Source organism: Dolichospermum circinale AWQC310F (assembly GCF_000426925.1).
In the GTDB taxonomy this organism is placed as follows: Bacteria; Cyanobacteriota; Cyanobacteriia; order Cyanobacteriales; family Nostocaceae; genus Dolichospermum; species Dolichospermum circinale.
The window spans coordinates 112,933-128,796 of sequence record NZ_KE384663.1 but is presented as its reverse complement, the minus strand read 5'-3'; the positions used below and the strand labels follow the sequence as shown (position 1 = coordinate 128,796).

General features: G+C 35.6%; 9 protein-coding genes. 2 read left to right on the top strand and 7 right to left on the bottom strand.

Annotation, left to right across the window (positions count from 1 at the left end; all coding sequences use genetic code 11):
• The first annotated feature begins 44 nt into the window (after window positions 1-44).
• Window positions 45-284 carry a hypothetical protein gene (locus ACIR310F_RS21135; protein ID WP_231387348.1) on the top strand — a complete coding sequence of 80 codons (240 nt, stop codon included), beginning with the start codon at window positions 45-47 and terminating at the stop codon, window positions 282-284.
• Between the two features lie 23 nt (window positions 285-307).
• Here ACIR310F_RS21135 and ACIR310F_RS0100970 read toward each other — a convergent pair whose 3' ends face one another.
• From ACIR310F_RS0100970 to ACIR310F_RS0100940, 7 genes are all read right to left on the bottom strand, one after another.
• Window positions 308-1,621 (bottom strand): toprim domain-containing protein, encoded by a 1,314-nt coding sequence (locus ACIR310F_RS0100970; protein WP_028082206.1) that lies wholly within the window; start codon window positions 1,619-1,621, stop codon window positions 308-310.
• 53 nt (window positions 1,622-1,674) lie between these two features.
• Window positions 1,675-2,901 carry a diaminopimelate decarboxylase family protein gene (locus ACIR310F_RS0100965; protein ID WP_081677530.1) on the bottom strand — a complete coding sequence of 409 codons (1,227 nt, stop codon included), beginning with the start codon at window positions 2,899-2,901 and terminating at the stop codon, window positions 1,675-1,677.
• Window positions 2,865-4,565, bottom strand: coding sequence for an asparagine synthetase B family protein (locus ACIR310F_RS0100960; RefSeq protein ID WP_028082204.1), 1,701 nt, complete (start codon window positions 4,563-4,565; stop codon window positions 2,865-2,867). The genes ACIR310F_RS0100965 and ACIR310F_RS0100960 overlap by 37 nt, the downstream gene beginning before the upstream one ends.
• A gap of 2 nt (window positions 4,566-4,567) precedes the next feature.
• Window positions 4,568-5,188 carry a DUF3859 domain-containing protein gene (locus ACIR310F_RS0100955; protein ID WP_028082203.1) on the bottom strand — a complete coding sequence of 207 codons (621 nt, stop codon included), beginning with the start codon at window positions 5,186-5,188 and terminating at the stop codon, window positions 4,568-4,570.
• 13 nt (window positions 5,189-5,201) lie between these two features.
• Complete coding sequence (locus ACIR310F_RS21130; RefSeq protein WP_196803143.1) at window positions 5,202-11,330, bottom strand: AAA family ATPase; 6,129 nt, start codon at window positions 11,328-11,330, stop codon at window positions 5,202-5,204.
• A gap of 757 nt (window positions 11,331-12,087) precedes the next feature.
• Window positions 12,088-12,783: a Uma2 family endonuclease gene (locus ACIR310F_RS0100945; protein ID WP_028082202.1), complete on the bottom strand. Its 696-nt coding sequence runs from the start codon at window positions 12,781-12,783 to the stop codon at window positions 12,088-12,090.
• A gap of 111 nt (window positions 12,784-12,894) precedes the next feature.
• Window positions 12,895-13,473, bottom strand: a complete 579-nt coding sequence (locus ACIR310F_RS0100940) for a Uma2 family endonuclease (RefSeq protein WP_028082201.1) — start codon at window positions 13,471-13,473, stop codon at window positions 12,895-12,897.
• A gap of 244 nt (window positions 13,474-13,717) precedes the next feature.
• Between ACIR310F_RS0100940 and bchD the strand changes: the two genes are divergently transcribed.
• Entirely contained in the window at window positions 13,718-15,742 is a 2,025-nt protein-coding gene (bchD, locus tag ACIR310F_RS0100935; protein ID WP_028082200.1) for a magnesium chelatase ATPase subunit D, read from the top strand.
• The last annotated feature ends 122 nt before the right edge of the window (window positions 15,743-15,864 follow it).

The window sequence follows — 15,864 nt, the reverse complement described above, 5'->3', positions numbered from 1 at the left end:
CCCCACCCCCAACCCCCTCCCCGCTTGCGGGGAGGGGGCTTAAAATGTACCTCATAAGAGCGGAAACCCCTGTAACTGATGCAGTACCAGAAGAAAAACGCCAAAAGGCTGAATTTACTTTACAAAGATTACCTTTACAGGATGATGAAAGAGTTCTTCGTCAGCGTCGAGAATGGTATCAGATGTATCTTGATGGTGATCTTACCCTAACAGGATTAGAAAAGAAAGCTCCCTTGATTGCTCGTGCAGTTAGAAAACAACAAGCAAATTCTCAGTTAGAATAATTATTAGTAACATCCATGTTTATTCAACCAAAACTTTCCACCATATAAATATCATTTCCTGAATTAATGCCTGAATCACCAATTAAAATTATACTACTATCATCACTTTCTAAATTCAAGCTTCCAGAAATACCATGTCTGAGAACTTGAATTAATTTTTGTGGGGTAAAAGATTCTAATTCGACAAAATTACCAGTATCTAACCAAGCTAATTCTTCAGCAGTTAAACTCTGACGAATATCTACAGATAATTTTTTAGCTTCGTCTTTTAAGTGTGAAGAAAACCGAATAAACATTTTTCCCTGACTCGCAATAATTTGACGGGGTAAAAGTCCCAGGTCAATAATTGTCACATTGCTATTTAAAAACCACTTTTCACTGGTGCGAAGATGATGAACTAAACTGACACCTTTAGGACTACAATCATGAATAGCATAGACTTTTAAATCAGGGTTACGTCGTAGCATTTCCATTGTAGTGGAAAAAATGCTTTGAGGATAACCGGTAATACTGAGAATTGCACAATTATTTTCAAAGTGGAAATTATTAGCAATTAATAATTGTGCCATATTAGCACTATCACAAACTACTAATCTATCAAAACTATAAGCTGTTATATCGGGGTTAATAGATTTAGGTGCAATTTGTTCTTGTTGTGAAGTTAGAACTTGATCAACTTTACCATTTATTTGTTGCCATTTTCTCAAGCAACTATCTAAATCTGTGGAAGAAAATAAAAGTTCCTGTGGTAAATTTTGGACTTTTCCTAACTGTCTAGTTCCTAAAAATATTGATAGCAACCCTAAAATTACTACAATAGAGAAAACAGGGAAAGAATCTAACACAAATAAACTTGCTGATATTCCCACTACCAGAATTAGCACTCCCAGTCTTTGTAAGGTTTTAGCACTTGCTTTCCGACTAGCATTGTTTAATCTACTTGAATTTGTGTTATTAAATAAATACAAAATTGTACCTGCTTGGTAAACTAGATTAACAACAAGAAAAGAATTAGGTATAAAAGCAGCAGTAACTCCTCCACCAAAACCTGTTACCCAAACATTCAAAAAAAGATATAAAGACCAAAATCCTATTGGTTGAAATGCCTTTTTTCTAACCCGACTATCTAAAAAATAAAGGAGTTGTTTGGGTGTAAAATATAAAGTATAACTAGCTGAAATATCTGCTAATGTTTTAGAAAACATAGAATCGGTAATTTTCACAGTTCCCATACTTGTGGGTTCAAAAACAAAAGGATGATTGCATTTTAAACATCTTCCTTGATTTGCTGTTCTGTCTTTTAATTTATTATCAGTTCCGCAGTTAATACATTTCATGGTTTTGTTGGTTTTGATTTTGGGGATAAATTAATAATTAAAAAAGTCGAATTTTAGATGATTTGATTATTAAGTAGAATGCTGTAATCTTCCCGTTTACGAATTAAACGATGTCTACCAGTTTCTAATAATACTTCCGCAGGTCTGGGACGATGTAAAAAGTGAGAAGACATAGCATAACCATAAGCACCAACATCTAAAATAGCGATAATATCGCCAATTTCTAAGGCAGGAAGTTGGCAGTTTTTGCCTAAATAATCCCGTGAATATGTGGTATTTCCACAAACATCAGTTAGATACTTTTGAGAGGTTGAATTTTTCAAAGTTCTAATTTCTCGATAACCTCCATGTACAGAAATAACAGAAATATTAGCAATAGTGGAATCTACACCGATAATTTGTTTTTCTCCTTGCCATTTTACCGAAACAACTTTAGCCAATAAAGTAGCACAACTCGCTATAGCAGAGCGTCCTGGCTCAATCATTAAATTAATATTTTTGCCAATTTTACTAATTTTATTAGTTAATTGATGTCCAAATAATTGCCAATCAAAAGCCATATTATCATGATGATAGGGATAACCAAAACCACCGCCAAAATCTAAATATTGCCAATCTGGTAACTTTTTTGCAGTTGCTAAAATTGAATCAATTACATCAGTAAAAGCTGTTGTTGCATTAGTTCCCGTACCGCGATAAAAATGTAAACCAGAAATCTTTAAACCCACAGCACGACTAATAGAAACGGCCTGATCAAAATCTAGAGAACTAACACCAATACGACTATCCTCCGCAACATTCAACCGCAAACCAAGATTTAACTTTTCTGCTGTGTTTTTCTGCGTTTTTGCGCGAAATAAAAAAACCTCACAACACAAACGCAACTGAGAAATACTATCTAAATTGAGAGTTGTTACACCCCAATTAATAACTTGTGCCATTTCCTCCCGATTTAGATTACTACCGCTATAGACGATATCACCAGGATGAAAACCCGCATTTAAACCTAAATAAATATCACCTGGAGTATTAGCATGAAGTCCCCAACCGGCGTTTTTAAATATTTTTAGTAATGCAATATTACTATTTGTTACACTAGCAAAATGAAACTGAGTATGGGGATAACTAATAGCTTTGGTAATATATGAAATAGTTTGGCGTAAAATATCGGCATCATAAACATATAAAGGAGAACCGTAAACTTGTAATAGTTCATGTACAAGTTCTGGTGTTAATTCTGGTCCTAAAATTGGAACTTTTGGTACTTTTTCCATAACCATGGAGGTAAGATAAATGGGTGATATAAGGACTTTTTACCGAGTTCAGAACCAAAAACGTGAGTATACCAAAGTTGCCAGATGATCAATAACCATAGACTTTCGCCAATACGTCGTCCTTGAATTTGCCCCCCCAGTTTACCTGTGACAATTCGTGACGCAATATCGGGAAAAAAGTAGCTATGTGATTCCATTATACCAGGATTTAGCCAATTGCCAAGATCATGCCAAAAATTATTTAGACACCAGGAGGTGAGGGGAACACCCATACCACGTTTTTGTCTCCAAACGATCTCCTTTGGTAGCCAATTTTCTACAGCGCGTTTAAGAATATACTTCTCACAAGCACCGTGTAAGCACAGTTCACCGGATAGTTGAAAGGTCCATTCTGCTAACAGTAAATCACAAAAAGGCGATCGCACAACTAAACCATGAGCAAAACCCAACGCAGTCGCACGGGGGTGAATATTTTGCGCTCCTTTTAACATCAAACTACCACGACGGAGGCGATGTAACAAGGAAGGGCAAAAACTAGTATCAAGAGCATTTAACAACCATTCCTGAGCATTTAGACCTTGAATCTGAGCATATATTTGCGGCTGATAAATCCGTTTTTCGTAACTCCAAAAGTGGTGAAAAGTGCGGAGATATTGCTGCATAAAACTTTCCATTTTATCAGGATATTCAGATTGATAAATACCCGCAGCAATTAAAGGTTTATTAGTCCAACCGGCAAATAATTGATCACCACCTTCACCATTAAAAATCACCTGAGTTTCTTGAGCAGCAATTTGATTTAAGAGATATAAAGGAACAGTTACCCCGTCACCAAAGGGTAAATCTAAAGCCTTTACCGTAGGAATTAAAGCCTTTTTAATATTACTGGGACTAGCATCAACTTTCACTAAAGGAATCTTGAGAAATTCTGCCACTTGTTCCGCATAAGGATATTCAGGAATACCAAACTTACCAAAATCCAAAGTGTAAGCGCGAACTTTTACCCCAGCTTCCACCAATAAAGACGCAACAATAGAAGAATCCAAACCCCCAGACAGAAAAACTCCCACAGGTTGATCTTTCAAATCAGAAATTTGTGTTTGAATTGCATTTTTTAATAAAATTTGTAATTGAGAAACTGCGGTATTTTCATCTTTAATTTGTTCCTTTGATTCATACCATTGATAAATATTGTCAACTTGAGGATCACGAACCCCATTAAAAATCATCTCAGTTCCCGCAGTCACAGAAAAGACTTCATTCACAGGGGTGAGAGGATTAGGAACATAGGAAAAACAACTATAACCATATAAACCAGAAATACTAACCTGCGGTTTTTCTAGGATTTCTAAAAGCAATTGTAACTGAGAGGAAAACCAAATTACCCCACCTTGCTGAGTCCAAAATAAAGGCACTCTACCAAAAATTTCCCGACCCAAAATCAACTGATTATCTGTTATCTTCACCCAAACATCTAAGACCGAGAAACCCCCAGCAGAAATACCCGCAATCGTATTTTTTGGTAATACAGGTAAAGACTCACAACCAATATAAACAACATCCCAAAAGAACTTCTCCTCTTCACTTCTTCTCTTTGCGCCTTTGCGTCTCTGGGTGAGAAACTCTTTGCTTTTATCACCCCAATAACCAATAAAATGATAGGGAAACATAATTATTGCACTACAAAAGTTGCTTCACTAATTTTCCGACCTTCCAGAAACATTTGTACTTGCCAATTTCCCACAGGTGTACTAGAATTAATAGCATAACGACAAAAAGTATCCCAAACTGAAGTTTTGATTTCACTAGTTTGATAATTATTTTGTTTAACAACTTGACCATTTGGGTCAATCCAATCACAAGAAAGATTGAGTTTTTTACCTATAGGTGCATCTTTTAAAGTCACACGATAAACAAGTTCTGAATTAGCTTGACGGGAGATATTTTTTATATTTTCATCATTTGATTTTAAAGTAATTTTGTCTTGTTGTGCGGAAACATTAGCCAGTAAATAACTTTTTTGTTGATGAAAAAACACTGTTAATCCTATGGCAATAATTACAGCCGCAGCTACTCCCAAACCAATTAATTTATGACGGCGTTCTTGGACTTGTAAAGCTTGTTTACGTCGAATTTGAATCAAGGCCTCATCTAATAATTCAGGTGGTAAATTCAGGTCTTGTAAAATTTCTCTAACCTGTTGTTGATCAAGTTCTGCTTCTTGACGTAATTGCAGTGTTTGAACTTCAGCAATTATTTGGTTTAATTGTTCTTGGTTTAGTGATTGGTTCATAATTTTAAATTGTTCAGATCAGTTCGGAAATAGCTGTAATTAATTCAAATACATCTATGGGTTTAGGAAGATACTTTTGAAAACCAGCGTTTAATACTTGATTGATGACTTCATTTGCAGTATAACCTGTGAGTGCGATCGCGGGAATTTGTCTTTTCTGGGTGGATTCTAAAGACCTGATTTGGTTAAGTAAATTATAGCCATTTTCCTCTGGCATCCCAATATCAGTGATTAAGATATCTGCTGGGAACTGTTGGAGACATTTTAATGCTTCCCTAACCGAATCTGCCGTCATGACTACTGCTCCATATTCTTCCAATACAAAAACCAAAAACTCACGGACATCAACATTATCATCAACAACTAACACTTTTACACCATCAATAGTTGAATTTGGGGAATTGTTGGGCGACTCCATCAGGGGGTTTAGCTCTGGCTGTGACTGGAGTAATGGTATTCTAACTGTAAAAGTTGCTCCCTGTCCCTTACCTAGACTTTTAGCCCAAATATTTCCCCCGTGCAATTCTACCAAGTGACGGACAATTGCTAAACCTATTCCTAAGCCACCATAATTTCGGGTATTGGAAGCATCAGCTTGACGAAAATAGTCGAAAATATAGGGCATAAAATCAGGATTAATACCATACCCTGTATCAATTACTTGAATTTGTGCTTCTGATCCTACTGTTTTTAGTCCGATTTCAACTTGTCCTCCGGGGGATGTAAACTTAATCGCATTAGCGAGCAAATTCCAGACAATTTGTTGTAAACGAATTGGATCACCTAATACCATCACATTATGAGATGCAATTGTCAGCAATATTTTAATTGACTTAGCTTTAGCGGCTAAATACATAGTATTAATTGCAGTTTCAATTGGTGATACTAAGTTGACTGGGTGAATATTGAGGCTGATATTACCTCGAACCATTCGAGAAATATCTACTACATCTTCAATTAATTGGGTTTGTGATTTGGCGTTGCGTTCAATAGTTTCTAAAGCCAGTGCTGTTTTTTCGGGACTTAATTTCCCTGATTGCAGCATTTGTGACCAACCAATTATAGAAGTCAGCGGCGATCTTAATTCATGAGAAAGTATGGCTAAAAACTCATCTTTAATGCGATTAACTCGTTGAGATTCCTCGTAAAGATGGGCATTATTCATTGCTAATAATAGCATTTGCGCTAACTGCACTAAAATAGCTTCATCATCTTCTGTAAAATCACCTTCATATTTATCAGAAAGGTGCATAACACCAATGTGTTTACCTTTAATATCAATCAGTGGTGCTACCAGCCAACCGCGCAGGGGTAAATTGTTATTAATTGCGGCTGGATGTGCTTCTAGTTCAGCCTGAGTCATTCGCATTGAATTTGGGATTTGACAACCTAATTTATAAAAATCAGATTCATCAAACTTTTCATAATTTTCCCGCCACTGTTCATATTTATCTGCAAGATGAACTGTATGAACTGCTTTTGTGCAACTTTCATCTATTTTAATACTAATGATTGATTGGTGCGCTCCGATAATTTCCGCAGCTTGCTGTGTAACCAATTGCAGTATATTATTAGTTGATAGTGTTGAATTAATAGCAAGAGATAAATCAGCTAACTTTTGCAAACGATTAGTGATTTTGAGAGTCATAGCATATGCTTCTAATTGTTGATTAGCTTGTTTAAGACTGTCTGCCTGTTCTGATAAATTAGTATATAACTGAGCATTTTCTAGAGAAATAGCAGTTTGGGTCATTAGCAAATTTAAAACTTCAACTTTATTATATGTAAACGCGCCTACAGTTAGCTGATTTTCTAAATATAAAATACCCATAAGTTTACCTTTATGAACAATAGGAAGACATAACAAACTTTTAGGTTGTTGGGAGACAATATAAGAATCAGCAGCTATTAAAAGATTAGTTCTAATATCATCGGTTACGAATATTTTCGCCGTATTATAAACATAATTAATCACATTTATAGGAATATCTTTACTTAAATTCACTGGCATTGATTCCTGAATAACAGTTGCATTATCTATTTTTATTGCTTCCACAAATAGATGATTATTTTTAACTAAAATTAAAACAGATTTAGTTGCACCGCTATTTTCCATCATCACTTGCATTAATGTTGATAGCAATTTATCTATGTGGATTTCACTAGCAATGACTTGAGAGAATTTTATAACTGTATTCAAGTCAATAACCTCAGAAATATTATTATTTTTATAAATCATCGTTGATACAGGTTTTTTTCCTTCTTGTAGAGTCTTAGCAAGTAATTGGGGATAGGATTTTTGTAAATGGTCTACCTTAGCTTTTCCTCCCCAGCGTAAATAGCCATAATATGCCTTTGTCATATATAATGACGCAATTTCATTTCTACCTAAAGATAAATAAAACTCTGCCGCTAATTCATAAGCTAAAGCTTCTTCATGAAGATATTGATAATTATTTGCACCTTGAATAGCTCGGTCATAATATTCCATTGCTAAGATCATTTGCCCTAAAACTCTAGCTTTTTCAGCCTCTATCAGGTCATATTTATGTTGATAATTCATTGGTGCATTAACAGCCCAATACTGCATCTTTTCCTGATTTGCTAAAACTTGTTTCATGGACTCCATTTGTTCATGTTCTGACTGATAATTATATGCAGCCAAAAGAGACAAAGAATAGTAAAAATTATGTTGGCTAACAGTAATTTGTCCTGGCACAGATGTTATATATTCTTTAGCTAAAACAGCACTATCAAGGGCTTTTTTATATTCTTTAAATAAATAAAATTGTATAGTTTTAGTTAGATAAAATCCAAAGAGAGAGTGATAATTTTTATTATTAACTAAAAATAGAAACAATTCTTCAGTAAAAAAATCACCATTAAATTGGCATTTATCCTGATTTATTGCTTGCAAATTAAATATTATTTGTTGCCAAGTTTTGATGTTTTGAGTATGCCAATCGAGTTTTCTATGGGAGATTAAAGCAGCACAATTTTCTAGATATTCAGATACAGTTATTAAATTTTCCCCAGCAAATAACATCATGAACATATTAAACGTATAAGCAAAACCTAAAAAGTCTGTTTCACCTATTTTCCAGCCATATTCAGCAATCTCTTGTAAAGGAACTATAGATCCTCGAAAATGCTGTTTCCAATAAATAATATGAGAATACCATAACATTAAAATTCTGAATCTGATCACTTGATTATCAAACTGCTCTGATAAATTAAGAGCTAATTTTCCATAACTATATCCAGTATTAATATCGGAAAATCTATCGCAGACTATCAAGCCATAACAAATATAAGTATAAGCAGACTCCACAGAATTGCCATATTTAATAGCCAGATTTATTATGGTAAGTATAATCGGCAATTCCATCTCCAATTGTGAGAAATAAGCTATAAAACCAAGTCCCATTAGTATCCCCATTGCTGCAAGTTTATAAAGATCTGTCATTTTTGGTAAATGTATTAAGTCCTCAACGTTAACATTTATTAGGGGTACTTCTTCTACAGTAACTTCTAGTTTCTCCAATAATTTTAGCCCTCTATCAAAGGTTAATTCCATGTCCTGCATGAGCATTTGCTTTTTGTATACCTTAACTTCATCTAATACACTAATTGCATTTTTATTAACTATTTCTATATAAGTTATTGCTTGCTCAGAATGAATATTTAAATATGCCGCCTCCACCGCTTCTATATAAAGGTTTAATGTTAGGTTATATTCATGCTGCCAACTATCTGCTGCAAGCAATGATAAACCTTTTTTTAAATACCTAAAAGCAGCATCATAAGCTGTAGCTGATTTAGCTTTAGAACCGGCAATTAAATTTAGTTGAGCTACTGCATATTTTTCTGACTGAACTGTAATTAAATCCATGCCAATATTCAACTGATTCACAATTTCAAATATATTTTCTTCTATGTCTTTTTCCGAGGTATTTTTTAAGAGCAATTGCCCAACTTTTAAATGGGTAGATTGTTTTTCTTGGTCAGGAATCAAAGCATAAGCAGCTTGCTGTACACGGTCATGTAAAAATCTGTAACTAAATTTCTGTTCTTCGTAGTTATGAACTGCTGATAACTGTTGATCATTAAGTAAATCAGATTGAAAGAAGTTGTAAATTTTTGTTGTGGGAATTATAAATTCTTCTAACAATGCTTTCCACAAATCTACCGCTGTTTCTATCTGAGATTTTTGATTAATTTTTGCTAATGTATCTAAATTAAATTGGTTGCCAATACAAGCGGCCAGCTTTAATACTGATTGAGTTGATTCGGGTAATTTTTGTAATTGCAGTGCCATAAATTCTACCACATCATTAGTGATAGCTAAAGCTTGAATTTGTGCGATATCACACTGCCAATAACGACAATCAAAGTTAAAGCGAATTAAACCATCTTCATAGAGAGATTTGATAAATTGGTGGCTAAAAAACGGATTTCCCTGAGTTTTTAGATAGACTAATTGAGTAAAAGGTAAAGCAACTGTAGGCGGACAATTCAGAGTATCAGCAATGAGTTGATTGAGGTGAGATTGATTGAGAGAATTTAGAGTAATAGTATTAACTGATGCAGTTTTGCAGATATTCTCAATAGTTAATATTAAAGGATGTGTAGCAGACACTTCATTGTCCCGGTAAGCACCAATTAACAACAAATAACTAATTTCATTTGTAGTCATTAGTAATTGCATCAATTTAAGAGAAGCCAAATCTACCCATTGTAAATCATCAAGGAATATGACTAAAGGATGTTTTTGAGTGGTAAAAACATGAATAAATTTCTCAAATAGCAAGTTAAAACGATTTTCTGTGGCCATGGTGGACAATTCTGGAACAGGAGGCTGTTTACCAATAATTTGTTCTAATTCTGGGATAACAGTAATAATAACCTGAGCATTTTCTCCTAATGCAGACAGAATTTTAGTTTTCCATTCTTGCAATTGAGCATCACTTTCAGTTAATAGTTGATCTATTAAATTTCGGAAAGCTTGTATAAATGCAAAAAAAGGAATATTGCGTTCAAATTGGTCAAATTTTCCTTTAATAAAATAACCTCTAGCACAAACTATGGGTTTATGAACTTCATTAACTACAGCGGTTTTACCAATTCCCGAATACCCAACCACCAGGATCATTTCCTTATTATTAGCACAAATACGCTCAAAAGCTGTGAGCAGAGTTTTTACTTCTACTTCTCTACCATACAGTTTTTCAGGAATAGTTAGGCGATCGCTAATATCTCTTTTTCCTAATTCAAAAGTCTGAATATTTCCACTTTCTTCTCCAACTTTTAAACACATTTCTAAATCATATTTAATCCCATAGGCAGACTGATAGCGATATTCAGCATTTTTCGCCATCAATTTATGAATAATTGCCGATAAAATGGGGGAAATATGACTATGAATATCATGTAATAATGGAGGTTGTTTAGCAATATGGTAATGTATCAATTCTATGGGGTCATTACTAGCAAAAGGTAATTCTCCAGTCAAAAGCTCAAAAAATGTCACACCTAAAGAATAAAAATCTGTGCGATAGTCAACCAAGCGGTTAATACGTCCAGTTTGTTCTGGAGACAAATATGATAAAGTTCCTTCCAGAACATTAGGACTAGCGAGAGTTTGAGTTTCTCTCTTAAGTAAACAAGCAATACTAAAGTCAATTAGCTTAACTTCTAAAGTGCTAGTTTTAATCAGAATATTAGCGGTTTTTATATCTTTATGAATTACCCTTTGATGATGCAATTCTGCTAAGATAGAAACTATTTGTAGAGCAATAGTGAAAAATTCTCTTAATCCTACTGCGCTGTTTCCCATACCTCCTTCTCCCCATTCTTTGATTTTTTCCTGGAGAGAAATACCCCCAAAATCCTCCATTACCAAAGCATAGCCGTTTTCATAATTTTCCAGACCATAGGTTTTAATAATGCCGGCAATATTCAGATTTTTGATAATAGTATATTCATTACGAAACTGCACCAATTTCTCGAATTTTCGGTACTCGTGACGTAAAAACTTAATAACTACTGATATTTTGTCTTTTTCTCTTATGCCTCGAAAGACCAAAGTTTCCCTACTAGAATAAATTTTTTCAAGTATTTTATAACCTGTTAATCTCACCATTTGCATATCCCATAAAATTGTTTTTCACCAAATGTTTGTCACAATAGCGAAATAAAATTGCTTCTGATAATTGCTGCTATTTTTTCATAATGTTCGCTGTCAAATAAATGGAAGATATAAAAACTATTTCCATAATTCAAAATCAAAAATATCATAACTTAAAAGTTGCCATATTGCCAATAACCACAGAATTTTATTAATACCTCATTCTGGAATTGCAGCCGTTATTCACAGGACTTACGCAAATGGCACATTGGTAGGGTGCGTCAGATGTCAACAATCTGTTTATTTGCAGGATTTATGCAGTAGTAAAGCACCCTACAACAGATTTTTGGTGTGACACTTGCGTAAGTCCTATCCTTTTCCCTCTCCTCTGGGGAAAAGGTGAGGGAGAAGTTGGGTAGGGAGGTGAGGTTTTTTATGTTTTAGGACTTACGCAAAATATTTCTACAACCTCCTCTCCTTCGTTTTCTTTGCTACTTCGTGGTTCATTAGTTCGTAATTTTATTATTTATTTTATCCTTGATCATCAGCTTTTGTGGATTTGAATTAGGAAATACTCACTTGATTTTGTAAAACAATTCACTGATTTTTATAATCAGATTGACCTGGTTTATTTTGATATGACTTACTGTAACATTCTCAGTAATTATCTAATAAATTAAATATCCAATAATCAACAATAAAAAATTTGGTTTTTGGTTACTTACTATTAGTTCATATCCCCAACTTTTTTAAAAAGTCAGGGATATGAATTTTAGAGAGTATTAATATCAATACCTTTAGCTTCTAATTTTGCTAATAGGTCTTGATAATTTTGACGTTCTTGTTCAGCACGTTTATATTCTTGTTCAGCACGTTTATATTCTTGTTCAGCACGTTGATTTAATTCTAGAAATGTGAGAAACTTTTTTCCATCAGGATAATAAATTTCTAAATTACTTGATGTTATTTCCAGTCGTATTCCTAAACGCGGACTTACCCAATTATTAATTTCCTCAATATCTTCTAACCACTGTTTTTGAAGAATAAATCCAGTTAACTCAATTTTTTCTGGATGATAAATATAATATTCTTCCACACCATGACGTTGATAAAAAAGCAGTTTTTTAGCCATTTCTTGGCTGCGATTTCCTGGAGATAAAATTTCAAAGACTACTTGAGGAGGAATATTATTTTCTTCCCATTGTTTATAAGAACCGCGTTTACCTTTTGGTCTACCGAAAATAACCATGACATCAGGTGCTTGACGGGTTTTTACACTTCCCTCCACCGGATACCACAGTAAATCACCAGCGATAAACACATCTTTTTCTGAAGCAAATAATAGCTCTAAATTTTCTTTGATTTTAACTATCCATTCATAATGTTCTGTATTATCAGCCATGGGATTTCCATCACTATCGGGGTAGATGATTTCTAATTTGGTTTCTGGTGTGAGTTGTTGTACCATATCTGTAGCTCCATTTTACCCAAGGTAAATAAATTTTTAACTTGACAGTGGTGCTGAACCTATTGCTCATTATATGTTATTTATGAATCATTTGTCAAAAAATTCAGATAGCTAATGCAGAGGAAATACTTTACTTAAATCTAGCGATAAATCGGGAAAACAAGGTAGAGATATCGCTTGATTTGGTAAGAAAATTCGCCTATTTGCATAACCAAATTCACCTGGTTTATTTTGATATGGTTCACTGTAACATTCTAAGCAATTATCTAATAAATTAAATATCCAATAATCAGCAATTTCGGCTTTTGCATACAGAGGTATTTTCACCTTTTGGTCATAATCTATCGAAGAATCTGCAACTTCTATGACTAATAAGATATCAGTCCCTTCAGGGTGAGATGATAAATAATTATCATCACGATTTTTGATGATTGCAAAATCTGGTTCTGGTTCGCTTTTGGGTGGTATAGTAATAGGGGCTTGAGATTGTAAAGTTCCTCTGTCTCCTATCATTTTAGGAAGTTCCCGCAATAAATTACGTAAACAAGTTTCATGCGCTCTACCTTTTGATACCATTTCTATTAATTCTCCGTTAATTAATTGAATGTGATCATTTTCTTTGAAAAAGCCGATTTCAGTGAGTTGATGATATTCTTCCAGAGTAAAACTTTTAACCTGAATCCTAGTCATATATCTTGCTCCTTGAGGAATTGCCATTACATACAGGGGTTTCCGCTCTTATGAGGTACATCTTAAGCCCCCTCCTCGCACCCCCCTCAATCCCCCCGCAGCGGGGGGAAGAAAAGGATAAACTTTTGATATTGGAGGGGGTTGGGGGTGGGGTTCTTGTACCTCATAACATCGGGAAGTGCTGTATATTCTAAAATGTGCCAAGAATTGCTATCCTAGAATCATAATAACTATTAAGGAAACAATGCGATCGCCTACTCTTACCCCGACAATGACTGCTTTTCCCTTGGCCGCTGTAGTCGGCCAAGAAGCAATTAAAATAGCTTTGCTGTTGACAGCAGTAGACCCCGTTTTGGGGGGTGTGGTAATTGCAGGTCGTCGCGGTACTGCTAAATCTGTAATGGCGCGTGCCATTCACGCTTTATTACCACCTATTGAAGTTGTGAAAGCTTCTGTTAGCAACTGTGACCCCAATCATCCAGAAGAATGGGATGATAAACTCTTAGCTGAACAAAGACAGGAGATAGAAACGGAAATTATTCCCGCACCTTTTGTGCAAATTCCTTTGGGTGTGACAGAGGACCGGCTTTTGGGTTCTGTGGATGTGGAACAGTCGGTTAAACAGGGTGATACAATATTTCAACCGGGGTTACTGGCTACAGCTAATCGAGGTGTGCTGTATGTAGATGAAATCAATTTATTAGATGACCAAATTAGTAACCAACTATTATCAGTATTATCCGAGGGACGTAACCAAATTGAACGGGAAGGAATCAGTTTTCAACATCCTTGTAAACCGTTGTTTATTGCCACCTATAATCCAGAAGAAGGGGCATTAAGAGAACATTTACTTGATAGAATAGCGATCGCATTATCAGCAGACGGAGTTCTGGGTATAGATCAAAGAGTACAGGCAGTTGCACAAGCGATCGCCTATTCCAAATCTCCTTCAGAATTTCTGCAACAATACAGCGAAGATATAGACTCCCTGAAAACCCAAATCATCCTGGCACGGGAATGGTTAAAAGAAGTCACCATTACCCCAGAACAAATTACTTACCTCGTCAATGAAGCCATTCGCGGGGGTGTGGAAGGACATCGTGCAGAACTATTTGCGGTGCGTGTAGCCAAAGCCGCAGCAGCTTTAGAAGGACGTAATACCGTAACAGCGGATGATTTACGTCGCGCGGTGGAATTGGTCATAGTTCCCAGAACCACCATCATCCAAACACCACCAGACGAACAGCAACCACCTCCACCTCCACCCCCACCACCAGAAAATCAAGACGAGTCGGAACAAGAAGAAGAACAGGAAGAGGAACAGGAAGAGGAAAAAGAAGAAGACCAAGAACAGCAAGAACCTCCAGACATTCCCGAAGAGTTTATTTTTGACCCAGAAGGGGTAATTCTTGACCCAGAAGTGCTTTATTTTACTCAAATGGCACAACGTCAAGGTAAATCGGGAAGTCGCAGTATTATCTTCTCAGACGACCGGGGACGGTATATCAAGCCAATGATTCCCAAAGGTAAAGCCAGACGCATCGCCGTAGATGCCACATTGCGAGCCGCAGCCCCGTATCAAAAAGCACGCCGAGCTAGACAGCCAGATAAAAAAGTCATTGTTGAACAGGGAGATATTCGTTCTAAGCGGTTGGTGAGAAAAGCCGGCGCTTTAGTCGTATTTGTTGTAGATGCTTCTGGTTCAATGGCTTTAAATCGGATGCAATCTGCTAAGGGTGCAGTCATGCAGCTTTTAACAGAAGCCTATCAAAATCGTGACCAAGTATCTTTAATCCCCTTTAGAGGAGAACAAGCAGAAGTATTATTACCTCCTACCCGTTCCATTGCTTTAGCTAAAAATAGGTTAGAAAGATTACCCTGTGGTGGCGGTTCTCCTTTAGCACATGGTTTAACTCAAGCTGTGCGGGTGGGGATAAATGCCCAAATGGGTGGCGATATTGGCCAGGTTGTTATTGTGGCAATTACTGATGGACGCGGTAATATTACCTTAGCTCGTTCTTTAGGTGAACCCATGGAACCAGGAGAAAAACCAGATATCAAAGCCGAATTATTAGACATTGCGGCCAGAATTAGGGCTTCGGGAATGCAATTGTTAGTCATTGATACGGAAAGTAAATTCGTATCAACGGGTTTTGCTAAGGAATTATCGAAAACAGCAGGAGGTAAATATTATCACTTACCAAAAGCCACCGATAAAGCGATCGCAGCCATGACTAGAGGTGCTATAGCTGACATGAAGGCAAAGTAAATTAACGGAAAATTAATTGTTCGTAGTTGTGCTTTTAGTAGAAATTGGATAACTACGAAAAAAACACCTTCATGCGGTACATTGTATGTTTCGACTGAATGAAATTGGAGCAGTTGGAAGAA